The 20215-nt window shown below is 67.3% G+C and carries 21 protein-coding genes; 11 read left to right on the forward strand and 10 right to left on the reverse strand.

Annotated features, from left to right (window positions below):
- Nucleotides 1–38: 38 nt before the first annotated feature.
- The 3 genes from AC2JAJ_RS10395 to AC2JAJ_RS10405 all read left to right on the forward strand — a co-directional run bounded on the left by AC2JAJ_RS10395 (nucleotide 39) and on the right by AC2JAJ_RS10405 (nucleotide 2247).
- Nucleotides 39–977 carry a LysR family transcriptional regulator gene (locus AC2JAJ_RS10395; protein WP_221383584.1) on the forward strand — a complete coding sequence of 313 codons (939 nt, stop codon included), beginning with the start codon at nucleotides 39–41 and terminating at the stop codon, nucleotides 975–977.
- Between the two features lie 71 nt (nucleotides 978–1048).
- The gene (locus tag AC2JAJ_RS10400) at nucleotides 1049–1312 is read left to right on the forward strand and encodes a hypothetical protein (protein ID WP_221383583.1); all 264 of its coding nucleotides are present in this window, start codon (nucleotides 1049–1051) and stop codon (nucleotides 1310–1312) included.
- 2 nt (nucleotides 1313–1314) lie between these two features.
- Nucleotides 1315–2247, forward strand: a complete 933-nt coding sequence (locus AC2JAJ_RS10405) for a threonine/serine dehydratase (protein ID WP_486415940.1) — start codon at nucleotides 1315–1317, stop codon at nucleotides 2245–2247.
- Nucleotides 2248–2309: 62 nt separating this feature from the next.
- On the opposite strand, the gene AC2JAJ_RS10410 is transcribed toward AC2JAJ_RS10405, so the two are convergent.
- Complete coding sequence (locus tag AC2JAJ_RS10410; RefSeq protein WP_486415939.1) at nucleotides 2310–2657, reverse strand: hypothetical protein; 348 nt, start codon at nucleotides 2655–2657, stop codon at nucleotides 2310–2312.
- 157 nt (nucleotides 2658–2814) lie between these two features.
- Between AC2JAJ_RS10410 and AC2JAJ_RS10415 the strand changes: the two genes are divergently transcribed.
- On the forward strand, nucleotides 2815–3738 hold the full coding sequence (locus AC2JAJ_RS10415; protein WP_486415938.1) for an NHL repeat-containing protein: 924 nt from the start codon (nucleotides 2815–2817) through the stop codon (nucleotides 3736–3738).
- A gap of 71 nt (nucleotides 3739–3809) precedes the next feature.
- On the opposite strand, the gene AC2JAJ_RS10420 is transcribed toward AC2JAJ_RS10415, so the two are convergent.
- The 3 genes from AC2JAJ_RS10420 to hisC form a co-directional block, all read right to left on the reverse strand.
- Nucleotides 3810–4451 (reverse strand): NADPH-dependent F420 reductase, encoded by a 642-nt coding sequence (locus tag AC2JAJ_RS10420; protein WP_486415937.1) that lies wholly within the window; start codon nucleotides 4449–4451, stop codon nucleotides 3810–3812.
- Nucleotides 4452–4521: 70 nt separating this feature from the next.
- Entirely contained in the window at nucleotides 4522–5178 is a 657-nt protein-coding gene (locus tag AC2JAJ_RS10425) for a YitT family protein (protein ID WP_486415936.1), read from the reverse strand.
- Nucleotides 5175–6284: a histidinol-phosphate transaminase gene (gene hisC, locus AC2JAJ_RS10430; protein WP_501053107.1), complete on the reverse strand. Its 1110-nt coding sequence runs from the start codon at nucleotides 6282–6284 to the stop codon at nucleotides 5175–5177. The genes AC2JAJ_RS10425 and hisC overlap by 4 nt, the downstream gene beginning before the upstream one ends.
- Before the next feature lie 92 nt (nucleotides 6285–6376).
- Between hisC and AC2JAJ_RS10435 the strand changes: the two genes are divergently transcribed.
- Nucleotides 6377–6856: an Lrp/AsnC family transcriptional regulator gene (locus AC2JAJ_RS10435; RefSeq protein WP_486415934.1), complete on the forward strand. Its 480-nt coding sequence runs from the start codon at nucleotides 6377–6379 to the stop codon at nucleotides 6854–6856.
- Between the two features lie 263 nt (nucleotides 6857–7119).
- Complete coding sequence (locus AC2JAJ_RS10440; RefSeq protein ID WP_486416705.1) at nucleotides 7120–9114, forward strand: rhamnogalacturonan lyase; 1995 nt, start codon at nucleotides 7120–7122, stop codon at nucleotides 9112–9114.
- 110 nt (nucleotides 9115–9224) lie between these two features.
- On the opposite strand, the gene AC2JAJ_RS10445 is transcribed toward AC2JAJ_RS10440, so the two are convergent.
- Together AC2JAJ_RS10445 and AC2JAJ_RS10450 are read right to left on the reverse strand one after the other, a co-directional pair.
- The gene (locus AC2JAJ_RS10445; protein WP_486415933.1) at nucleotides 9225–10175 is read right to left on the reverse strand and encodes an SRPBCC family protein; all 951 of its coding nucleotides are present in this window, start codon (nucleotides 10173–10175) and stop codon (nucleotides 9225–9227) included.
- A gap of 201 nt (nucleotides 10176–10376) precedes the next feature.
- Nucleotides 10377–13016 carry an exo-rhamnogalacturonan lyase family protein gene (locus AC2JAJ_RS10450; protein WP_501053108.1) on the reverse strand — a complete coding sequence of 880 codons (2640 nt, stop codon included), beginning with the start codon at nucleotides 13014–13016 and terminating at the stop codon, nucleotides 10377–10379.
- A gap of 264 nt (nucleotides 13017–13280) precedes the next feature.
- On the opposite strand from AC2JAJ_RS10450, the gene AC2JAJ_RS10455 reads away from it, so the two are divergent.
- Nucleotides 13281–13751 carry a DUF4383 domain-containing protein gene (locus tag AC2JAJ_RS10455; RefSeq protein ID WP_221383573.1) on the forward strand — a complete coding sequence of 157 codons (471 nt, stop codon included), beginning with the start codon at nucleotides 13281–13283 and terminating at the stop codon, nucleotides 13749–13751.
- Here the strand turns inward: AC2JAJ_RS10455 and AC2JAJ_RS10460 are convergent.
- Nucleotides 13748–13900, reverse strand: a complete 153-nt coding sequence (locus AC2JAJ_RS10460) for a hypothetical protein (protein WP_221383572.1) — start codon at nucleotides 13898–13900, stop codon at nucleotides 13748–13750. The two genes, AC2JAJ_RS10455 and AC2JAJ_RS10460, sit on opposite strands and share 4 nt — an antisense overlap.
- Nucleotides 13901–14120: 220 nt before the next feature.
- Between AC2JAJ_RS10460 and AC2JAJ_RS10465 the strand changes: the two genes are divergently transcribed.
- On the forward strand, nucleotides 14121–14732 hold the full coding sequence (locus AC2JAJ_RS10465) for an NADPH-dependent FMN reductase (RefSeq protein ID WP_486415931.1): 612 nt from the start codon (nucleotides 14121–14123) through the stop codon (nucleotides 14730–14732).
- Nucleotides 14733–14810: 78 nt separating this feature from the next.
- Here AC2JAJ_RS10465 and AC2JAJ_RS10470 read toward each other — a convergent pair whose 3' ends face one another.
- Complete coding sequence (locus tag AC2JAJ_RS10470; protein ID WP_221383570.1) at nucleotides 14811–15287, reverse strand: sensor histidine kinase; 477 nt, start codon at nucleotides 15285–15287, stop codon at nucleotides 14811–14813.
- 198 nt (nucleotides 15288–15485) lie between these two features.
- Between AC2JAJ_RS10470 and AC2JAJ_RS10475 the strand changes: the two genes are divergently transcribed.
- Nucleotides 15486–16238 (forward strand): ZIP family metal transporter, encoded by a 753-nt coding sequence (locus tag AC2JAJ_RS10475; protein WP_486415930.1) that lies wholly within the window; start codon nucleotides 15486–15488, stop codon nucleotides 16236–16238.
- Here AC2JAJ_RS10475 and AC2JAJ_RS10480 read toward each other — a convergent pair whose 3' ends face one another.
- Together AC2JAJ_RS10480 and AC2JAJ_RS10485 are read right to left on the reverse strand one after the other, a co-directional pair.
- Nucleotides 16239–16937, reverse strand: coding sequence for an ABC transporter ATP-binding protein (locus tag AC2JAJ_RS10480; RefSeq protein ID WP_486415929.1), 699 nt, complete (start codon nucleotides 16935–16937; stop codon nucleotides 16239–16241). It lies immediately after the preceding gene.
- A gap of 30 nt (nucleotides 16938–16967) precedes the next feature.
- On the reverse strand, nucleotides 16968–18071 hold the full coding sequence (locus tag AC2JAJ_RS10485) for an ABC transporter permease (RefSeq protein ID WP_486415928.1): 1104 nt from the start codon (nucleotides 18069–18071) through the stop codon (nucleotides 16968–16970).
- 166 nt (nucleotides 18072–18237) lie between these two features.
- On the opposite strand from AC2JAJ_RS10485, the gene AC2JAJ_RS10490 reads away from it, so the two are divergent.
- Together AC2JAJ_RS10490 and AC2JAJ_RS10495 are read left to right on the forward strand one after the other, a co-directional pair.
- The gene (locus tag AC2JAJ_RS10490; RefSeq protein ID WP_486415927.1) at nucleotides 18238–19554 is read left to right on the forward strand and encodes a sensor histidine kinase; all 1317 of its coding nucleotides are present in this window, start codon (nucleotides 18238–18240) and stop codon (nucleotides 19552–19554) included.
- Nucleotides 19547–20206, forward strand: a complete 660-nt coding sequence (locus AC2JAJ_RS10495; RefSeq protein ID WP_486415926.1) for a response regulator — start codon at nucleotides 19547–19549, stop codon at nucleotides 20204–20206. Before AC2JAJ_RS10490 ends, AC2JAJ_RS10495 begins: the two co-directional genes overlap by 8 nt.
- The last annotated feature ends 9 nt before the right edge of the window (nucleotides 20207–20215 follow it).

The following is a 20215-nucleotide window of genomic DNA, read 5'->3' on the forward strand; positions in this document are numbered from 1 at the left end:
CTGCAGGTGATTCAACAATCCAGCAGGAGGGTTAAGCGATGCTTCAGGAAGACGACGACTATTTGTTTGACATCAGGCGCCTCTCGCTGCTGATGGAGGTGGTGGAACAGGGGTCCATTACCGCCGCCGCCGACCTGCGCCTGTACAGTCCCTCCGCAGTCTCGCAACAGCTGCGCAAGCTGGAGCAGGAAGTGGGCCAACCCCTGCTCAACCGCCGCTCCCGTGGCGTTGTGCCCACGGAGGCGGGCCAAATGCTCGCAGCCCATGCACGGAAGATCGTGCGGCAGATGCGGGCAGCCCAGGCCGACCTGAACCAACTCGCCGGCCTCAAGCGGGGATCCCTCACGGTGGGTACGTTCCCCACCCTGGCCGGGTCCTTCCTGCCGCTTGTCATCCGGGCATTCAAGAAACGCTACCCCGCCATTGGACTGTCGCTGCGAAGCGCGCGGTTCGATGAGCTCGTGGCAGACCTGGAGTCCGGGGTGACCGGATTGTGCCTGCTGTGGGACTACCCCTGGAACCCCTTCCATGACGACGCCATCCGGGTCACCGAAGTGTTCCGTGAAAGCACCGTGGTGCTTGTGGCCCGCGGGCACCGGCTCGCCGAACGGGAAGAGGTGAGCATGGCGGACCTGCGCAACGAATCATGGATCGTCCGCGCGGAGGCCCACCCTGTGGTGGAGGTACTGCAGCGGTCGGCCCACGACGCCGGGTTCGAACCCGCCATTGCCTTCCAGGCCAACGACTACCAGGAAGCCCAGGCCATGGTCAGCGTGGGAATGGGGGTGGCCATGGTTCCCAAGACCGCTGTGGCACTCCAGCACCCGGACGTACGGATCCTCAGCCTGGGGGAGGCAGCCCCGCTGCGCCGGGTGCTCCTGGCGCAGCGGCAGGACAAGGTCTACGCCCCGGCCGAGGTCGCCTTCCACTCAACCCTGTTGGAAATCGCCCGGGAACGGGCAGCGGATTACCTGTAGACCGTAGGGTGGAAAGCGGACCGGGTGCACGCCCGGCCATGCAAGGCAGTTCCCAGGTGAAAGGCAGGACCATGACCGTTTCCAGTGACGATCCCCAGAACGCCGCAGACCTTCGCGGGCCCGGCGACCCGGACGAGGCGAAGGACGCTGCCAGGAAGGCGCCGCAGTCCGGCCAGCACCCCGAGCAGCCCGGTGCAGCGAACATTCGCGAGGAACAGCAGGCCCATGCAGCCGGCACCGTGCCGGCGTCATATGTTGGAGGCGGCGCAGCGGGTCAGGAGCACAAGCCGGAAGAGGCCGTGGAGGAGTCCGGAACCTGGGATGACGAAGTCTGACCATGCTCACCCGCGCCGATATTGACCAGGCCGCGCAGCGGACCGCCGGCCTTCTCCGCAGGACACCGGTGCTGGCGGCAGACAGCGGAACCGGACCGGGACAGGTGTGGTTCAAATGCGAATTCATGCAGCACACCGGAACATTCAAGGCCCGGGGCGCGCTTAACCGGATCCTGGCGAGCAAGGAGCGAGGGGAACTAAGGGCGGACGTGGGCGTGGTGGTGGCATCGGGCGGCAACGCAGGGCTCGCCAACGCCTATGCAGCCAGGCAGCTCGGGGTGCCGGCCACCGTCTTCGTCCCCGAAGCGGCCCCGGCCGTCAAAGTCGCCAAGCTGAAGGCGATCGGTGCCACCGTAGTCCAGGGCGGCGCCGAATATGCCGCCGCCTACCAGGCCGCCATTGTGCACGCCGAGGAAAGCGGGGCGGTTTACTGCCATGCCTATGACCAGCCCGAGATTGCTGCCGGTGCCGGAACCGTGGGCTCCGAGTTGCTCGAACAGGTTCCGGACGTGGACACCATCCTTGTGGCCGTGGGCGGTGGCGGGCTGATGGCAGGCGTTGCCGCTGCGGTCGAAGGTTTCGCCAAAGTGGTGGCCGTGGAACCGGAATCGGCCCCCACCTTGCACGCCGCGCTGGCGGCAGGGGAGCCTGTGGACGTCGCTGTGGCGGGCGTTGCCGCGGACTCCCTGGGGGCCCGCCGCATAGGCGGCATCGGCTTCTCCGTCGCGGTCCGCTGCGGCGTCGAAAGCGTCCTGGTCTCCGACGCGGACATCACCGCCGCGCGCTCCGCGTTGTGGAACGACTACCGGATCGTCGTCGAGCACGGTGCCGCGGCAGCCTACGCGGCGCTCAGGTCAGGCGTGTATGTGCCGGCGGAGGATGAACGCGTTGCCGTCATCCTCTGTGGCGCCAACACGGACCCGGCAACGCTCTAGGCCATCGGAAAAGGGACCGGGCGCCCGCAAAGCAGAGCGCCCGGTCCGTTCAACGAAGGGTCCTAGCCGGCAGCCTGGCAGAACTTGGTGTAGGTGCTGCCGGCTTCCTGGTAACCGGACTGGAGGTCGGCCAGCTTCTCCTTGTCCGGGTTTTCCTTGGCCTGCTCGTCCGTGTAGGCAAGGATGGACGCCAGGGCGGGCTTGAGGTCGTCCGAGGCCACCACGTGGATGGGGCGGATCTGGTTGGCGAGGTTGTTCATGCCCGTCTTGCCGGCGTTGTTGGCGGGGTTCGACACAACGGCCTGGATCCGCTCGCAGGTCTCAGCGGTGGTCAGTTGGTGGGAAGCGGAGCAGGCCGTGGCGGAAGCTACGAGGCCGGCGGCAAACAGGGCTGTGGCGAATTTCTTCATGGGTCCCTCGGTAGTGGTCAGAGGTTCCGATTGTAAGCAGATTAGGTAGCCCGATGCCTTCGCGGGCCTTTCTGCAGAGCTTAAACTGGCAACACCAATCGTGCGGAGCTGCCGCAGATGGGCCCCGCGCGCATCAGCACCAGACTAAGGAACCAGCATGCGCCGATCAGTACGACGGCGGGCCGCAGCGGGACTTGTGGCCGGCTTTGCCTTGCTTCTCCCCACGGCCCTTCCGGCCCTGGCGGACCCGCCTTCCGGCGTCATAGAGCTCGACGGCGCCACCTCCGCCGAGGGCATCGCGGCGGGCGAGGGGAAGACTTTCTATGCGGGCGAGCTCACCACCGGCGACATTTTCCGCGGAGACATCCGCAAAGGCACGGCCACTCGCTTCATTGACGCACCCGCGGGCCGTGCCGCCGCCGGCATGAAGGCCGACACCTGCAACGACCTGCTGTTCGTTGCGGGCGCAGGCACCGGCAAGGCGTTCGTCTACAACACGGACACCGGCAAGTCCGTGGCGGACGTCAAACTGGGGTCGGGGTTCATCAATGACGTCACGCTGACCGGGGACGGGGCGTGGTTCACCAACTCGATGGCCGCCGAACTCTACTTCCTGCCCGTGGGTGACGGCGGCAAACTCGGCAAGGTCCAGACCCTCAAGCTGAGCGGCCCGGCCGCCGAACTCACGCAGGGCTTCAACCTCAACGGCATCGCCGCGACCAGGAACGGCAAGACGCTCATCGTTGCGCATTCCACGAATGGAGCGCTGTACACCGTCAATCCGAAGACGGGCAGGAGCGCTGTGATCAAGGGTGTCAGCGTCCCGTTCGTGGACGGCATCCTGGTGCATGGCGATGACGTGTGGGCGGTCCAGAACATGCTGAACCAGATCGCCCGCATCGACCTGACCAGCGACCTGTCCTCGGGTGTCCTGAGGGACACCATTAAGAGCCCGGACTTCAACGTGCCCACCACCGTGGCCCGGTTCGGGAACACGCTGGCCGCAGTGAACGCCCAGTTCAACCAGCCGCCGAGCCCGTTCGAGGTGGTCCTGGTTCCCGCGCACGACCCCGACCTTTAACCCGGCCCGGACCTTTGAGGGCGAAACTGGCCGGCAGTATGGACTGCCGGCCAGTTTCGTGGGCGGCAGCGTCAGATGGTGCGCGTCGCTTTCGCCAGGTTGTCCTTCAGCTCCCCGGCGGTCTGCCGCTTCACGTAGGCCGGGCGGTCCCGCTCCACGCGCCAACTCTCGGAGAGCGGGCCGACGTCCACGGTATCGAAGCCGAACTCGTCGTACAGCCGGGTTACCAGTTCGGCCGCTTCCGGGTAGTCGCTGGCGGTGGCCAGCGCGCGCCGGTCCTCGGTCCCGGCGGGGCTTCCGTCGGTGGTGATGTCCCTGGCCATGATGTGGTTGAAGCCCTTGGCCACCTTGGAATCGGGGAGGTGCTCCTGCAGCAGCCCTGACGTGGTGGCCTCGCCGTTGTCCAGGGCGGGGATGCGGCCGTCCCGCTCCCAGTAGTAGTTGTTCGTGTCGATGACGATCTTGCCGGCGAGGGGCTCCACCGGAATGTCCTTGTAGTTCTTCAGCGGCACCGTGACCACGGCGAAGTCGCCTGCGGCTCCCGCTTCGGCGGCGGTGGCCGCCCGTGCCTTCGGGCCAAGTTCCGCCACCAGGTCCGTCAGGGTTTCCGGCCCGCGGGAGTTGCTGATGACCACGTCATAGCCCAGTTCCACCGCCTTCCGGGCAACCTGGCTTCCGATATGTCCTGCACCGATGATTCCGATTGTTGTCATATGGGCGGCAACAGCGGCCTTCGCGCGGATATTTCAGGCACTTTTGGGGAATAAACCGGCCCTCGTGCGGCTACTTTCCCAGATAGCGTCCGGGCCGGTGGTTCAGCGCGAGGATGAGGTTCAGCAGGGTGGCGCCGGCCGCGGACAGCAGGACCATCAGTGGCGGAACCAGGGCCAGCGCGGCCAGCACTATGGCCACATCCAGCACCATCTGCACGTAGCCGGCCCGCCACTTCAGTTTCTCCTGCAGCAGCAGGGCAAGGATGTTGAAGCCGCCCAGGCTGGACTTGTGCCGGAACAGGATCAGCAGCCCGACGCCGGCCAGCAGGTTTCCGCCCAGCACACCGTACAGGGGGTCAATGTGCAGCGACCCGAGCGCGGCGGGGTGCAGGCTGGCCATTACTGAGACCAGGGCGATGGCGGCGCCGGTCCGAAGGGCGAAGTTCCAGCCCTTCTTCCAGAGGGCCAGCCCGAAGAACGGCAGGTTCACCCCGAAGAAGATGACGCCGAACGGCAGTGGAACGGTGTAGCTGAGCAGCAGTGCCAGGCCGGCGGTTCCACCCGTGACGGCGGCGCTGGACTTGAGCAGGAACAGCCCCAGTGAGGCGGCGAACGTGCCGGTCAGGATGCCCAGGACATCCTCCACCACGGAATGTCGGACGGCCGACGGCGGCGCGGCGCCTGCCGCCGTCGTGGTTTCTGCAACGGGTGTAACGGCGGTGCTCATTGCCCTGCGCCTGATGCAAGCCCGAACCGCCCGCGGTCGGCCAGGACAGCCAGGACCCTGTTGTTGGTCTCGGGGTCGGCGAGCGTGATCCGGACACCGTCCACGGCGTAGCCGCGGGCCAGGATGTCGGCCTCGCCGAGGGCGGCGAGGAGCCGTTCCCGGAGCTCGTCGGAAGCGCGAAGCCAGTAGAAGTTCGCCTGGCTGTCGGGTACGTTCCAGCCGTACCCGCGGAGGGCTTCGAGAACCCGTGTCCGTTCCGCAGCCACCGCATCGGTCCGCTCACGGATTTCCTCCCCGGCGGCCAGCGACGCAACCGCGGCAGCCTGCGCCATCCTGTTGACGCCGAACGGCACGGCGGTACGGCGCAGGCCCTCGGCGATGCCAGGCCGCGCGATGGCGTAGCCGACCCGCAGTCCTGCCAGCCCGTAGGCCTTCGAGAAGGTGCGCAGGATGCAGAGGTTGGGGTAGCGGCGGTAGAAGTCCAGTGCGTCCACGCCCGGGCCGCGCTGGAATTCGATGTAGGCCTCGTCCAGTACCACGAGCACCCGCGGCGGCACGGACCGCAGGAAGCGCTCCAGCGTATCCCCGCTGATGGACACGCCGGTGGGGTTGTTGGGCGAGCACAGGATCACGAGGCGCGTCCGGTCCGTGATCGCCGCGGCCATGGCATCGAGGTCGTGGTGTTCGTCCGCCAGCAGCGGCACGCGGACGGAGACCGCACCGGCCACAGCCACCAGGATGGGGTACGCCTCGAAGGACCGCCAGGCGAACACCACTTCGTCGCCATGTCCGCACACCGCTGAGATGATCTGCTGCAGCACACCGGAGCTTCCCGGCCCGGCGGCAACTTCATCGGCGTCGACGCCGTGATGCTGCGCGATTGCTTCCCGTGCCTCCACGGCACCCATGCTGGGGTAGCGGTGGATGCGGCCGGCCTCGGCGGTGATCGCCTCCACCACCGAGGGCAGGGGAGTGAAGTGGCTTTCGTTTGAGGCCAGGGCCGCGGTCAGCTCAGTCTGCGCGCTCCTGCCAGCCACGTAGGCGGGGAGCTGGGCGACGGCGGCACGCACTTCGGGTACGGCGGTTTCGGGAAGGGTGCTGGTCATGCACAGCATGGTGGGGCAAGGCAGGACGTCTGCGCAACACAGCCTTCCCCAGTAGGACAGATCCGGGTACTGTGACGTTGCCTGGTGGCAAAATGCTCAGTATGCACCTCATTGACGCCCTTGACGCAGAGATCCTCCTCACACTGGACCGCGACCCCCAGGCGACCGTCCTGTCCCTGTCGAGGTCGCTGGGTGTGGCACGCAATACCATCCACGCCAGGTTGCGCCGGCTGGTGAACGACGGAAGCCTGGCCCCGTTCAGCCAGCGCGTCAGCACCGCAGCCTTGGGCCTTCCGTTGACCGCTTTCATCTCCATCTCCATCAGCCAGTCCTCCAGCGATGCCGCCGTGGCCGCGCTGCAGGACATTCCAGAAATCATCGAGATGCACGCCACCACGGGCGATGCCGACCTGCTCGCAAAGGTGGCCGCGAAAGACCCTGCCGACCTGCACCGGGTGACCAATGCGATGCTGGCGATTGCCGGCGTCGTCCGCACCAGTACGGCGATGTCCCTGGTGGAAGTGATGCCCGCCAGGACTGTGCCGCTGCTGCAGGCGGTGGCGGCGAAGTAGCGCCGGCAGTGCTGGCTGCAATGTGAGCACAAGCAAACGCATTTGAACAATTTCTCCCAATTACTTTCGGTCAAAGCCTTGACCGGGATTGTCAGGCGCTGGTAAACCTAGAGGGCGGAAAGCGCTTTCTACGCGCGGCGGGTCCCACTGTCAATCACTCATCAAGGGGAATTGTCGCCGCGTATTTGAAACGTTCCAAACTGTTGTGTGGCAGACTCAGCTGCCGCCGCATCAAAGGAGATGTTCTTTTGGCAAACCCCTCAATGTGTTCCTTGAGAAACCGCGCAGGCCGGGCATGGAAGGCTGCGCCCGCCGGGGCCGCAGCCACGCTGACGGCGGCAGCACTGGTGTTCACCGGTGTTCCCCTCGCTGCGGCCGACCCCGGTCAACCCAATCCCGCTGCGAACGGAGCGGCCACGCAATCGCAACTCAAGCGCCAGGTGGAAAACCTGGACCGCGCGCCCGTCGCAGTGCTGACGGACCAAGGTGTCAGCCTCGGCTGGCGGATGCTGGGCCTGGACAGGGACAGCGTGGGCTTCCACGTCATCCGGGACGGCGTCCAGATCACCGACGAGCCCATCCGGAATACCACCACCTATGTGGATCCCGCAGGGACGGCGGACTCCAAGTACGTCATCAAGACCGTGGGGAACGGCAACGGGCAGGACAAACTGACTGCAGAATTCAGCCCGTTGGCGCAGAACTACCTGCCCATCAAGCTGGACAAGCCGGCCGACGGCGTCACCCCCGCAGGGCAGGCCTACAGCTACACCGCCAATGACTCCAGCGTCGCTGACCTGGACGGCGACGGCACCTACGAAATCATCCAGCTCTGGAACCCCACCAATGCGCAGGACAATTCCAAGTCCGGCTACACCGGCAACGTCTACGTGGACGCCTACAAGATGGACGGCACCAAGCTGTGGCGCATCGACCTGGGCCGCAACATCCGCGCCGGCGCCCACTACACCCAGATGCTGGCCTACGACTTCGACGGCGACGGCAAGGCCGAGGTGGCGTTCAAGACCGCGGACGGCACTACCGACGCGGCGGGCACGGTGATCGGTGATCCTGCAGCGGACTACCGCACCAGCGCCGGCTATGTGCTGTCCGGTCCGGAATTCCTCACGGTCTTCAACGGTGCCAGCGGCACCATCATGGACACCGTCCCCTATGACCCGCCGCGCGGCACCGTGTCCGCGTGGGGCGACAGCTACGGCAACCGGGTGGACCGCTTCCTCGCGGGCGTGGCCTACCTCGACGGCGAACACCCCTCCATGATGTTCAGCCGCGGCTACTACACCCGCACCGTCCTGGTCACCTACGACCTGGTGAACGGCAAGCTGGCCAAGCGCTGGAAGTTCGACTCCGACGCGGCGGGCGCCGAGTACAAGGGGCAGGGCAACCACAACCTGTCCGTGGCGGATGTGGACCAGGACGGCAAGGACGAGTTCGTCTTCGGCTCCATGACCATCGACGACGACGGAACCCCCCTGTACAACACCAGGCTCGGCCACGGCGACGCCATCCACACCGGCGACCTCGACCCGTCCCGCCCGGGGCTGGAGACGTTCGCGGTGCACGAGAGCATGTCCGCCAGCGGCAACCGCGGCGCCACGTTCCGTGACTCCGCCACTGGCGAGGTGCTCTGGAGCATCCCCGCCGTCAAGGACACCGGCCGCGGCGCCACCGGCGACATCGACCCGCGCTTCCCGGGCTCCGAGAGCTGGGCCGTGGGCGGCGACGCCGCGTGGAACTCGCCGGTGGGCTACCTCATGTCCGCCAAGGGCGAGCGGATCGGGGACAAGATCCCGGCGGCCAACTTCATGGCCTGGTGGGACGGCGACCTCCTCCGGGAAATCGTGGACCACGACTTCGATGCCGCGGCAGGCATGGGCGTGCCCACCATTTCCAAGTGGAACTGGGAAACCCAGACCAGCGACCGGCTCCTGACGGCCGACGGTGCCCGCACCAACAACCACACCAAGGGCAACCCGTCGCTCCAGGCGGACCTCCTCGGCGACTGGCGTGAGGAACTGATCTTTCCGTCGGCTGACAGCACCGAACTGCGGATCTACACCACCACCTCGCCCACCGAGGTCCGGCTCCGCACCCTGATGCACGATCCCATGTACCGGACGGGCGTTGCCCGGGAGACCGTGGGCTACAACCAGCCGCCGCACCCCAGTTTCTTCATCGGCCAGGACATGCAGGCCCCGGCCATGCCGTCTGTGTTCTATGCGGGTGACGCGAAGTAGTTCATTCCCGTTGACGCGAAAGCGCCGCCCGCCTCGGGGGAGAGGCGGGCGGCGCTTTGGCATTCACCGGCTAAAGCCGGGGCCGATCCGGCGGGGTCGCTCCGGCCGGCTTAGTGCCCGCCGAGGTTGCCGCCCACTGGCGGCAGTCCGCCGTCGGACCGGCGGTCGTCCTCGCGCCGCTCGCCGGCGCTCAGGTTCTCGCCTTCCAGGGTTTCGTCGGACTCGCCCGTGGCGTCCACCAGGCCGTTGGTCTGGTCGAACGGGTGGCCGATCCGGCCGTCGTCCAGGTCGCCGATTGAGCCCGACGCCGGCGTCGTGCTTGCCGCGGGGGTCTCCGATTCTGTCCATGCGGCGCCGGTGGTGGCCCCCGTGGTCAGCGGTTCGGCCGGAACAACAGGTTCCGCCGGTGCCACCGGGGTGGTTTCCGTGACCGTCACGTCGCGGGTGTCGTCCTTGTCCTTGTTGCCGCTGGCGGCCATTGCCGCCGCAGCGCCGGCTGCGGCCGCCACGCCAAGGCCGGCAGCCATCTTGCCGGAAACGCCGGCCTTGCCGGAGCCGCCCAGGGATGCCCCTGCGTGCTCCACGCCGGGCGATCCAACCGTCGCGCCCGGGTTGACGGCGCCGCGCCATGCACCGCTCGCGTAGCCTTCGTCCTCAATGAACTCCTTGAACCGCTGCAGGTCAGCCTCGGCCTGCCGGTCCACGACGTTGAGCTTGTCGCCCACCTTCTCAATCAAACCTTCGGGCTCGTATTCGAGCGTCAGCCGCAGCGACGTCTGGCCTCCGCCCACGTCCTCGAATTCCACGGCGCCGGCATTCGTGGCGCCTTCCGTGGCGGCCCAGGCAACCTTGCGGTCCGGGACCTGCTCAAGGATCTTTGCTTCCCACTGCCGGCGGACGCCGCCGATCTCGGCCACCCACTCCAGCCGGTCGTCGCTGAGCTGCGTCACGCTCTTCACGCCGCCCATGAAGTGTGGGAATTCCTCGAACTGGGTCCACTGGTTGTAAGCCGTGCTCACCGGAACGTTCACCAGAATGCGTTTTTCCACCTTCGTGCTCATAACGTCTCCTTCGCTGTGTTACCGGAAAGCTGATGGTTCGGTAAAAATCATCAGCATGCTTACCAACATACCTTTTGGTCGCGCATGTTTCCAGAGCCCAACCCGTTGCCGGTTCAGCGGGGAGGCATCAACGCACGACGGCGGCACGCGGCCTTGGTGAAAGGGCCAGGTGCCGCCGTCGCGGGTCATTCAGGGGCAGGGTCAGCGCAGGTGCTTGCCCACCAGTGCCAGGTTCTGGATGACCGCGAGCCCGAACTGGGCGGTGTCATTGGTGGAGACGGTGGGGGCCTCGTCCACCGGCAGCAGCACATGCGGCGGCTCGATCTTCCGCAACGTGAAGGCCGAGTCGTGGTTCAGGTGCTCCCCGCCCTCGGCGAAGCTTTCCCACGCCCGCGCGGCCAGCTCCGGATCCTCCAGCCGGGCCGCGGCATACGCGGTGAGCCTGCTGTGCGCCTGGATGAGGTGGATGCCCTCCAGCGGCTGGCCAACAGCCTCTGCCTGTTCCTCCGGCGTTGCCAGGAACAGCCGGCAGTACTGCAGCCAGGCCCTTTCGAAGTCCGGATCGTCCACCAGGTCCACCAGCTCGCTGCAGATCTCCACCAGCCCGAACACGGCGCTGAGGTGCGAGACCTGGATCAGCTCCCTGCCCGTGCCGAACCTGCCCTTATCCAGGTCGTACAGCGCTTCGCCAGTGAGGAAGCCGTACTTCAGGGCGCCGATGTCCGCCATGGTGCCCAGCAGCCGGTCGCGGGACCGCGGGTTGCCGGTTCGTTCCCAGTCAGTGAGCCAGGTTGCCGCGAGCGAACCCCAGTCGGTTCCCAGCCCCACGCCCAACGCGCCGCGGTCGGGGCGGTAGGTGTCTGCGTCGGGACGGACTTTGCGTACGGGGTCCAGGCCCAGGAAGTTCTGGTCGCTGTCCACCAGTTCGGCCAGGAGGTCGCCGGTGCGCTCATCCGCCGTCAGGTAGTAGTAGAAACGGCGGTAGGCGGGGGTGCTGATCCGCAGCTGCTTGGCGCTGCAGCCCCAGTGCTGGACGTTGTGCCGGGACCCCAGGCCTTTCCACGGGCCCAGGTGGTAGACGTCAACCTCGCCGGTGTGCCGGGTCATGGCCTCTGCGAACCTGAAGATGTCCGCCCGGCCGGACCTTAGGTAGGAGTACCAGAGCCAGAGGTCGGGGGAGAGTTCGGAGTTGTCCCACGCGTAGCCGCCCACGTCATAGCGCCACACGTGCCGTTCGAAATCGTAGGTGTGCATCACGTCGCCGTAGTTCCAGAACCCGTACCACCGGCGCTGTTCCACCTGCCCGGCGTAGAAATCGAAGAGGAAGTCCAGCCGGTCCTCCAGCCTGGCCCGGGCCGGAGTGCTGCGGTCCACCGGATCCCAGTCGCCGAAAATGCCCGCCGAGTGCAGGTACTCCGGCGTGGCCTGCAGCAGGGCCGGTGTGGCGGCGGCTGCGGCATCGCCTGCCAGGCTTTCGGTGGGCGGGGTGCTGTCATAGGCGAAGAGAGTTAACTCAGATGTGCGGGCAATGCCGGTTGCATTGCCGAAGCCCGGCTCGTAGTCCTCGTAGGTGATTTCCAGTCCCTCAAGCTGCTCCTCGAACGTGTCCTGGCCCAGGCCGTCGTGGTAGAAACGCAGGTCCATGGGCTGCGCTTCCGGCGAGTAGAGCCAGGCGGTGAGGGTGGCATCGCTGCCGGCCGCGCCGCGGATGTCCAGCTGCCCGGGGTGCGACTGCCAGAAGTCCTTGATGCCCACGCCCAGCCCGCCGCGGGTATCGCTCAACGCGCAGAACCCGGCCGACCGGGTCCCGCCGGAAATACCCACCCACCCGTGGCCTGGAGCCGTGCGCTTGCGCAGCTCGAAACCGTCCGCGGTGAGCTGGGCGAGGGTGTAGTCGCCCCAGGTGGGGATGAGGTGCAGCCGTTCGGAAACCTCCGGGTTCCAGGTTTCGGGCGGGGGGGTCGCCCTGCCTGCAATCTGGGCCTCGCGGACTTCCGTGCCCGGATCGCGCCGCAGTCCGGTCAGGCCGCGGACGGCTTCGGTGAGGAAACCGCCGTCGGCCCCGGCGATGCGCACGTGCCGGTCATGCAGGTCGGCCTCGAGCGGGACGGTGAAACGGACGCCGAGGCCGGCCAGGAAGTCGCGCTCCGCGTCGCCGTCCCAGATGAAGGAGTGGACCATCCGTACGCTGCGGGCGTTGGCGTAGAAGTAGAACCGGACCACGAAGGGCAGCCACTCCCGCCCGCCGCCGGGCGCATCCGGGCGGTGCCGGCCTTCCAGCCGGACCACGGCGCGGACCGGCCCGTCCTGTTCGACGGCGACGTGGGTGACCTCGCCGGTGAAAGCGTCACGGCGTGCAGTCCCGGCGCCCTCGGGGACGCCGTCCTGCAGCAGGCTGACCAGCCGGGCGTCGCGGGCAACTTCCCGGCCGTCCCGGGAAAGGCTGCTGAACAGGGTGCTGCCGCTGCGGTTGATCTCCATCTGCAGGGTGCCGGTGTCCACCGTGAGGGCGCCGGCACCTTCGGTGACGGTGACCCGGGCAGTGGACGACGCCGGCTGGCTGGCTCCGGAAGGTGCCGCGCCGCCGTCGAACGTCACGTGGTAGCTGCCGGAGGGTGCGTCCGTGGCGCCGAGCGCAATGCCCGCCCACTTCAGGGACCCGTCCGGCCACGTGGCCAAGGGCCACGCCTGGCTGGTGACGGGTTTGCCGTCGGCATCCTGCACCGCCAGGCTGCCTGACCCGCTGACTGTTCCGCGCGCGAAGGGCATGCCCCACGTGGTTCCGCCGCTGATCCCTGCCGGTGCCCCGCCGTCGATCCACCTGATGAGCGTTTCCGCCATGTGCTTCAACTCCGTTGTCTTGTGCCCGCTGTTTGAAAGCGTTTTCTGATACGTTTCAAACTAGTCCGCAGGCGGATGTGCCGCAAGGGCGGACCAGAAGATTGGCCGCACAGGAAAAACCTCGGGACCAAAGACTCTTAATCCGCGCAGCGCGGGAGTTGAAGCTGGAACTGTACGAGGCAATGCTGCAGGAACGGGGCTAACTGCATTTCGGCATCCGCCGAGTACGCATAACCAGCACCGCACCACATTGAGGAAGCAAAAATGTCTGCGTCATCAGCGCATCCCGGCGTTGGCGCGAGCCACCACCGCACTGCAATCGAACTCACCGCCCTTGTTTCCGGCGGGGTCTTCGCCCTTGTGGGCATCCTGGGATTCATTCCCGGCGTCACTACGAACTACTCGCAGCTGGCCTTCGCGGGTAACGCCTCCGGCGCCCTGCTGCTGGGTGTCTTCCAGGTGTCCATCCTGCACAACATTGTCCACCTGCTCTTCGGCGCGGCGGGCCTGATCATGGGCCGGACCGCAGCCCAGTCCAGGTACTTCCTGCTCGGCGGCGGCGTCGTGTACCTGGTGATCTGGCTTTACGGCCTGTTGATCGACCAGGCATCGGCGGCCAACTTCATCCCGGTCAACACTGCGGACAACTGGCTCCATGCCGTACTGGGCGTGGCGATGATCGTCCTCGGTTTCGTGCTGGGACGCAACGAAGCCGGCACTGAACGGAGGAGCTAGCTTTTCGCTTCGGCCCCGTCGTCGTCCGGTCCTTCGGCGGGGTCCTGGCTGTGCACCCGGATGTCGGCCGGGTCCGCATCGGGATCGCCTTCTGCGGGTGATTCGGCGTGGACCCGGTCGTCGTCGTCCCGTGAATGGTCTTCGGTCATGGCTGCTCCTTAAAGAGCCTGGGGGGTTGCGCTACCCATCATTCAGCGCCCAGGCGCGTGGCCTGTCAAGCACTTCCCGCCTTTGCTCCTGCTCTGGCCGGGGAGGGCTGTCTGTGTTGGACTGGGGAGGCAGTGCGCACCACTCCCGTTCCGGGGGCGGTGCTGTTTCCAGTCACCGTACAGCCAGCCGGCGTGCTCCGGCTGTTGGAAAGGAACACGCATGGCAACGTACAAGATCGGGTACTTCGTGGGCAGCCTGGCGAAGGGCTCCATCAACAGGGTCCTGGCCAACGCCTTGATCAAACTCGCACCGGAGGAACTGGAGTTCATCGAGATCCCCATCAGGGACCTACCGTTGTACAGCTACGACTACGACGCCGATTTTCCGCCCGAGGGGCGCGCCCTCAAGGATGCCATCGCAGCCGCGGATGGCATCCTGTTCGTTTCCCCCGAATACAACCGTTCCATTCCCGGCGCGCTGAAGAATGCCATCGACTGGGGTTCGCGCCCGTGGGGCACCAACTCCTTCGCGCGCAAGCCCACGGGCATCATCGGGGCATCCCCGGGCAGCATCGGCACGGCCGTCATGCAGTCCTCCATGCGTGCTGTCCTGAGCTTCCTGGACGCCCCGCAGCTGAATGCCCCGGAGGCGTACGTCAAGTACGATCCCGCCGCTTTCGGGGACGACGGCGAGGTCAAGGATGAGTCCACCGCCAAGTTCCTGGGGCACTACATGGAGGAGTACGCGGCGTTCGTGGCGCGTGTCCTGGCTGCGAACGCACCGGGCCACATCGGCGACCTGCAGCCGGATTCGGCCAAACTGTCCCGGTAGGCATACGGATGCCCGCCGTCCCAGCAACGGCGGGCATCCGAGTGTGTGGGCTCTGGTTCGTGGACCAGGGGGCCGGGATCAGTCCAGGGGCAGCGTCACCGTGACGCTGGTGCCGTTGCCCGGGGCGGAGGAGATGTCCACGGAACCGCCGGCCTCCTGGACGGCCACCGACATAAGGCGCAGTCCGTAGCCGTGGTGCCGCCCGCACGTGGCGCGCTGGCTGTCAAAGCCCGTGCCGTCGTCGGACACTACAAGGCGGATGCCGTGGTCAACGGCGGCCAGCTGGATGTTAAGCGAGGACGCGGCGGAGTATTTGTAGGCGTTGCTGAGTGCCTCGCGGGCGGACTGGTAGAGGAGGGACGCGCAGTCCGCCGGGATCTCGATGCCCCAGTGTGGAGTATCCCAGTGGACCGACGTCCCTCGGTGGCGCAGGGGCGCGGTGAGCCGGTCGATGCAGCCCGCCAGCCCCAAGGTGTGAAAATCCAGCGGCCGCTGGTCCGTCAGCACGCCGCCGATGGTTGTGACTTCGCTGTCCAAGGCTGTTTGGTGTCCCATGACTTCCTGCTCCCCAAGCTGGTTTGTCTGATGGCTCCAGCGTGCGCGTGCAAGTTCTAGGTGCCGCAAGGTTTGCCGCAAGATCCCATCAATTCTGCGCGTGGGGGATGACGGGAATATTCTGGCGTCTTGACGGGTCGGCAGCCTCCAGCTGACCGGCCGTTGTTTCATTCCTGCGGAGCTGGGGACGGAAGGCTTATGCCTACTTGGTTAATGTCACTCGTATGGGGCACTGGCGCCGGCGCGGCCCTGGTCCTGGGATCGGCTGTGTCCTGGCGGTGGTCGATCCCTTCCAAAGTCGTGTCCACCATCATGGCGTTCGGGGCCGGGGTGCTGATCTCGGCCCTTGCGTTCGAACTCGTGGATGAGGCCGTGAAGGGCGGTGGCCTGTGGCCCACGGTGGCCGGCTTCCTGGCCGGGGCGGTGGTGTATGTGGGGGCCAACGTGCTGCTGTCCCGGGCGGGGGCCAAGCACCGCAAGCGGTCCGGGGGCCAGCAGCCCTCGGAGCAGGACAACCCGGGCAGCGGCACCGCGATCGCCGTCGGGGCGCTGCTGGACGGTGTCCCGGAATCCGTGGTCCTTGGCGTGGGGCTGCTGGCGGGGGGAGCGGTGAGTCCTGCCATGCTGGCCGCCGTCTTCATCTCGAACGTACCGGAGGGGCTCTCGGGGACGGCGGGCATGAAGAAAGCCGGACGGAGTGCGGGCTACGTGTTCGGCCTGTGGGGGAGCATTGCGCTGCTCAGCGGGCTGGCGGCGCTGCTGGGATACGTGGCACTGGAGGATGCGCCCGAAGAACTGGTGGCATTTATTACCTCGGTGGCCGCCGGCGGCATCCTGGCCATGCTGGCGGACACCATGATTCCGGAGGCCTTCGAGGAGCACCACAACCTCACCGGGCTGACGGCGGCCGTGGGCTTCCTGACGGCGTTCACCGTGCACCACCTGGGCTGATTATGCGCTGGTGAGGACCGGCGCCGCGAGCCGGCCGTCCCGCATGGTGGCCACCACATCGGTCAGGGGAACGAACTCCGTGTCATGCGTGACCATCACCGTGGCCACCGAAAATTCGCTGGTCACCTGCCGGAGCAACCGGACCACAGATTCGCTGCGCTCGTGGTCCAGCGCCGCCGTCGGCTCGTCCACCAGCAGCACTTTGGGACTGCCCATGAGCGCCCGGGCGATGTTGACGCGCTGGCGCTGGCCGCCGGAGAGCTGGTGCGGCAGCTTGCCCGTGCTTGAGGAGAGTCCCACGATGTCCAGCAGTTCGGCGGCCTTCACCCGGGCAGCCTTGGCGGGCTTCCCGCGCAGGTGGTCGCTGATGATGAGCTGCTCGACGGCGGTCAGCGAGGGGAGCAGGTTGGGCTGTTGGAAGATGATGCCCACCTTTTCCCGCCGCAGCGCCGCGAGTTCCTTTTCCTTGAGGCCCGCGGTATCGGTGCCGTCGATGACGACCTGCCCGCGGGTGGGGCGGACCAGCGTGGCGGCAACGGCCAGCAGGCTCGATTTGCCGGAGCCGGAAGGCCCTACGAGTGAGACGACCTTGCCTGCATGGGCCGTGAGGTTGACCCGGTCCAGGGCAGTGGTGGTCCCGCCGCCGTCCGGATATTCGAGGGTGACGTTGACCAGTGACAGGGGAGCGGGGGTGGACATCGGGAACTTTCCTTTCAAGGGGGTGGGGTACTAGTTGCCGCCGAGCGCCAGGAGCGCGTCGACCTTGGTGGCGCGGCGGACGGCGAGGGCGGCGCCGGCGAGTCCCAGGGCGACAATCCCGACGACGGGTAGCGCCGTGGTGGCCAGGCTCAGCTGGAAGGGGGCGGCCTGGGCAGCAAAGAACCCCGCCGCCACACCGACGGCCCCTCCGACGACGGCGCCCGCTGCCAGCACGATGGCAGCCTGGGTGATGGCGTCCCGGAGGATGTAGGAGCCGGGGGCGCCCATGGCTTTCAGGACGGCGATGTCGCGCGTGCGCTGGATGGTCCAGACGGTCAGGAACGCCACGATCACCAGTGAGGAGATCCCGTACAGGAAGGCCTGCATCAGGGCTAGGGAACCGTTTTCGCTTTTGAAGGAACCCAGGGCCTGGAAGGAACCGGTGCGGGACTCGCTCACGGTGTTTGCCGCACCGTTCGCGGCGGCGCTGTCCACCGTGGCCCCGTCCGCGTATGTGACGGCGACGACGGTGGCCAGCTGGCCGCCGTCGGACACGTGTGCCGCCTTGGCCCACGCGGGCAGGGCTGTCCACACCACGCTGGTGTGGGCGTACCACTGGTCCGGCACCACGGCAGCGACGGATAGCTCCACGCCGCCCAGGGACACCTTGTCCCCCTGGCCTACCGACAATGCCTCTGCCACCGAGGACCCCAGAACGGCGGTGCCTGCGGGCACTTCAACCGGCGCCAGCTGGCTGCCCGGCAAGATACCGAACACTGCCACGTTCGCCGTCCCGGACCCATCCGGGGCCTGCGCCCGGGTCTGGGAGATGCCCAGCGGCTCGGCGGACTGGACGCCGGGCTGGTCCTTCCAGCTGTCCACCTGCGCGGCCGTGACGGAGCTTTCCGTGTATGACGCCTTGGGGGTGGCGCTTCCGGGGGCTCCGAAGGCGATGGTGTCCACCGGTTTGTCGGCTGCTGCGCCCAGCTTGCCGATGGCGGACGTCGACTGCTCGGCCAGGCCCGCCGTCAGGCCGGTCAGCATGACGAGCAAGAGGGTGATGAGGGCTACGACGCCGCCCATCATGGCGAAGCGGCCTTTGGCGAAGCGGATATCGCGGATTGCCAGGAACACGTTGTTCTTCTCTCAACAGGGGTGGATTCTCTTCGTCCTTCCACTCTTCCCGCGGGCGTCCGCGGCTCCATCGCGGATACGGTTGATCCGCGGGGATGGAAGGGTTGAGCGCGAAGTCCACCATTTGATTGATCCCCGGGAACCGCTCCCGGCATAAGCTGATGAAATGCCTGCCACGCCCTTGCCGCCACCTTTGACGACGGCCGCCGGCGTTCCGGCGAGGGAGCCACTGAACGCACTGGAAAATGCGTCCTCGGCGGCGATCCTTCGCATCCTGCGGGTCACCCTGCACACCGGATTCGCCATACTCCTGGCCGTGGCGCTGGTCCGCATGCTGATGGCCGGAGGTTCCTTGCGCTGGGTGCGGGCCGGCGCCGCCGTCGTCCTTGCCGCTGTCTACCTGGCCGGGACTGTCCTGGAAAAGCGCCATGCCGAAGGCGGCATCACCTTCAACCCCCGCCGTTACGGCCTGCTGTGGCTGGCACTGGTCACGGCACTGTGGGTTTTCCTGCTTGCCGGGAGCGCGGACTTCGCCTGGCTGGCCTTCCCCATCTTCTTCCTCCACCTGCACCTGCTGCCGCGCCGCGCCGCGCTGTTGACGATTGCGCTGATGACCCTGGCCGTCATCGCCTCGCAGTGGGCCATGAGCGGCACCCCCGTCCCGCACGCCGCCGCGGTCGTGGGGCCGCTGCTGGGTGCCGTCTTCTCGGTGATCACCGGGCTCGCCTACGCCGCCCTCTACCGGGAGGCCGAAAACCAGCGGCGTGCGGCGGACGAGCTGCGCCGCACGCGGGAGGAACTGGCCCGCTCCCAGCATGAGGCCGGCATGCTGGCCGAGCGGGAGCGGCTTGCCCGTGAAATCCACGACACCCTCGCGCAGGGGTTGTCCAGCATTGTGCTGCTGGGGAGGGCTGCCGGGCAGTCCCTCGCCGACGGGGACACCGCCACGGCCTCCTCCCGGCTGGCTTTGGTGCAGCAAACCGCGGCGGACAACCTGGCCGAGGCACGCAGCTTTGTCCGCGGCCTGTCCTCGCCGCAGCTGGAGGGGACCTCGCTGGTGGAGGCCCTGCGCCGGCTGTGTGCAGCGACGGAAACCGGTGCCGCCGCGTCCGGGCAGCCGCTGCGCTGCCGCCTCGAAGTGGACGGCGAGCCGCAGGAGCTGCCCCAGCCCGTCCGTGTCGCCCTGCTGCGCGCGGCGCAGGCGAGCCTCGCCAACGTCCGCGAACACGCCCGGGCCGCGAACGCCGTCGTCACCCTTGCCTTCCTGGGAACCGGGGTGACCATGGACATTTACGACGACGGCACAGGCTTTGACCCCTCCGCTGCGGATGGTGCCGCTCACGCAGCGGACGGCAGCGGGTTCGGGCTGCACTCGCTGCAGGAGCGCGTCACGGCGTTGGACGGGGCGCTGACGGTGGAATCCGCGCCCGGTGAGGGCACCGTGGTGGGCATCCGGCTGCCGCTGGACGGGTCCCATGAGTGAGGTCCGGGTCCTGCTGGTTGACGACCATCCTGTGGTCCGCGCCGGTCTGCGCGCCATGCTCACCGGAATCGAAGGCATTTCCATTGCCGCGGAGGCCGCCGACGGCAAAGCGGCTCTGAAGGAACTGGCGCGGCTGGCAGCGCTTGGCGAGCCCGTGGACGTTGTGCTCATGGACCTGCAGATGGGGGAGGGGATGGACGGCGTCACTGCCACGGCCGCCATCCGGAAGCTTGATGCTCCTCCGCCCGTGCTGATCCTCACCACCTACGACACCGATGCGGACATCCTCGCCGCGGTGGAAGCCGGGGCCAGCGGCTACATGTTGAAGGACGCACCGCCCGAACACCTCCGGCAGGCCGTCCTGCAGGCCGCGGCGGGCGGGACGGTCCTGGCACCGCGGGCGGCGGCGTTGCTGATGGACCGGATCAGCAACCCGGGCATGTCCTTGACGCCGCGCGAAGTGCAGTTGCTGGAGCTGCTGGCCACGGGGCTGTCCAACCGTGCCATCGCCAAACAGGTCTTCATTTCCGAAGCCACCGTCAAGACCCACCTGGTGCACATCTACGGCAAGCTCGGCGTGGACAACCGGACGGCCGCCATAGCCGCGGCAACCCAGCGGCGGATTATCCGGCCGCCGGGCGCCAAAGGGTGACCTGTGGGC

Source organism: Arthrobacter sp. MOO21, from assembly GCF_057369995.2.

Excerpts from the sequence above, each read along its gene's own strand:
- AC2JAJ_RS10395 (WP_221383584.1), top strand. The coding sequence starts at position 39 with ATGCTTCAGGAAGACGACGACTATTTGTTTGACATCAGGCGCCTCTCG.
- AC2JAJ_RS10400 (WP_221383583.1), top strand. The coding sequence starts at position 1,049 with ATGACCGTTTCCAGTGACGATCCCCAGAACGCCGCAGACCTTCGCGGG.
- AC2JAJ_RS10405 (WP_486415940.1), top strand. The coding sequence starts at position 1,315 with ATGCTCACCCGCGCCGATATTGACCAGGCCGCGCAGCGGACCGCCGGC.
- AC2JAJ_RS10410 (WP_486415939.1), bottom strand. The coding sequence starts at position 2,657 with ATGAAGAAATTCGCCACAGCCCTGTTTGCCGCCGGCCTCGTAGCTTCC.
- AC2JAJ_RS10415 (WP_486415938.1), top strand. The coding sequence starts at position 2,815 with ATGCGCCGATCAGTACGACGGCGGGCCGCAGCGGGACTTGTGGCCGGC.
- AC2JAJ_RS10420 (WP_486415937.1), bottom strand. The coding sequence starts at position 4,451 with ATGACAACAATCGGAATCATCGGTGCAGGACATATCGGAAGCCAGGTT.
- AC2JAJ_RS10425 (WP_486415936.1), bottom strand. The coding sequence starts at position 5,178 with ATGAGCACCGCCGTTACACCCGTTGCAGAAACCACGACGGCGGCAGGC.
- hisC (WP_501053107.1), bottom strand. The coding sequence starts at position 6,284 with ATGACCAGCACCCTTCCCGAAACCGCCGTACCCGAAGTGCGTGCCGCC.
- AC2JAJ_RS10435 (WP_486415934.1), top strand. The coding sequence starts at position 6,377 with ATGCTCAGTATGCACCTCATTGACGCCCTTGACGCAGAGATCCTCCTC.
- AC2JAJ_RS10440 (WP_486416705.1), top strand. The coding sequence starts at position 7,120 with ATGTGTTCCTTGAGAAACCGCGCAGGCCGGGCATGGAAGGCTGCGCCC.
- AC2JAJ_RS10445 (WP_486415933.1), bottom strand. The coding sequence starts at position 10,175 with ATGAGCACGAAGGTGGAAAAACGCATTCTGGTGAACGTTCCGGTGAGC.
- AC2JAJ_RS10450 (WP_501053108.1), bottom strand. The coding sequence starts at position 13,016 with ATGGCGGAAACGCTCATCAGGTGGATCGACGGCGGGGCACCGGCAGGG.
- AC2JAJ_RS10455 (WP_221383573.1), top strand. The coding sequence starts at position 13,281 with ATGTCTGCGTCATCAGCGCATCCCGGCGTTGGCGCGAGCCACCACCGC.
- AC2JAJ_RS10460 (WP_221383572.1), bottom strand. The coding sequence starts at position 13,900 with ATGACCGAAGACCATTCACGGGACGACGACGACCGGGTCCACGCCGAA.
- AC2JAJ_RS10465 (WP_486415931.1), top strand. The coding sequence starts at position 14,121 with ATGGCAACGTACAAGATCGGGTACTTCGTGGGCAGCCTGGCGAAGGGC.
- AC2JAJ_RS10470 (WP_221383570.1), bottom strand. The coding sequence starts at position 15,287 with ATGGGACACCAAACAGCCTTGGACAGCGAAGTCACAACCATCGGCGGC.
- AC2JAJ_RS10475 (WP_486415930.1), top strand. The coding sequence starts at position 15,486 with ATGCCTACTTGGTTAATGTCACTCGTATGGGGCACTGGCGCCGGCGCG.
- AC2JAJ_RS10480 (WP_486415929.1), bottom strand. The coding sequence starts at position 16,937 with ATGTCCACCCCCGCTCCCCTGTCACTGGTCAACGTCACCCTCGAATAT.
- AC2JAJ_RS10490 (WP_486415927.1), top strand. The coding sequence starts at position 18,238 with ATGCCTGCCACGCCCTTGCCGCCACCTTTGACGACGGCCGCCGGCGTT.
- AC2JAJ_RS10495 (WP_486415926.1), top strand. The coding sequence starts at position 19,547 with ATGAGTGAGGTCCGGGTCCTGCTGGTTGACGACCATCCTGTGGTCCGC.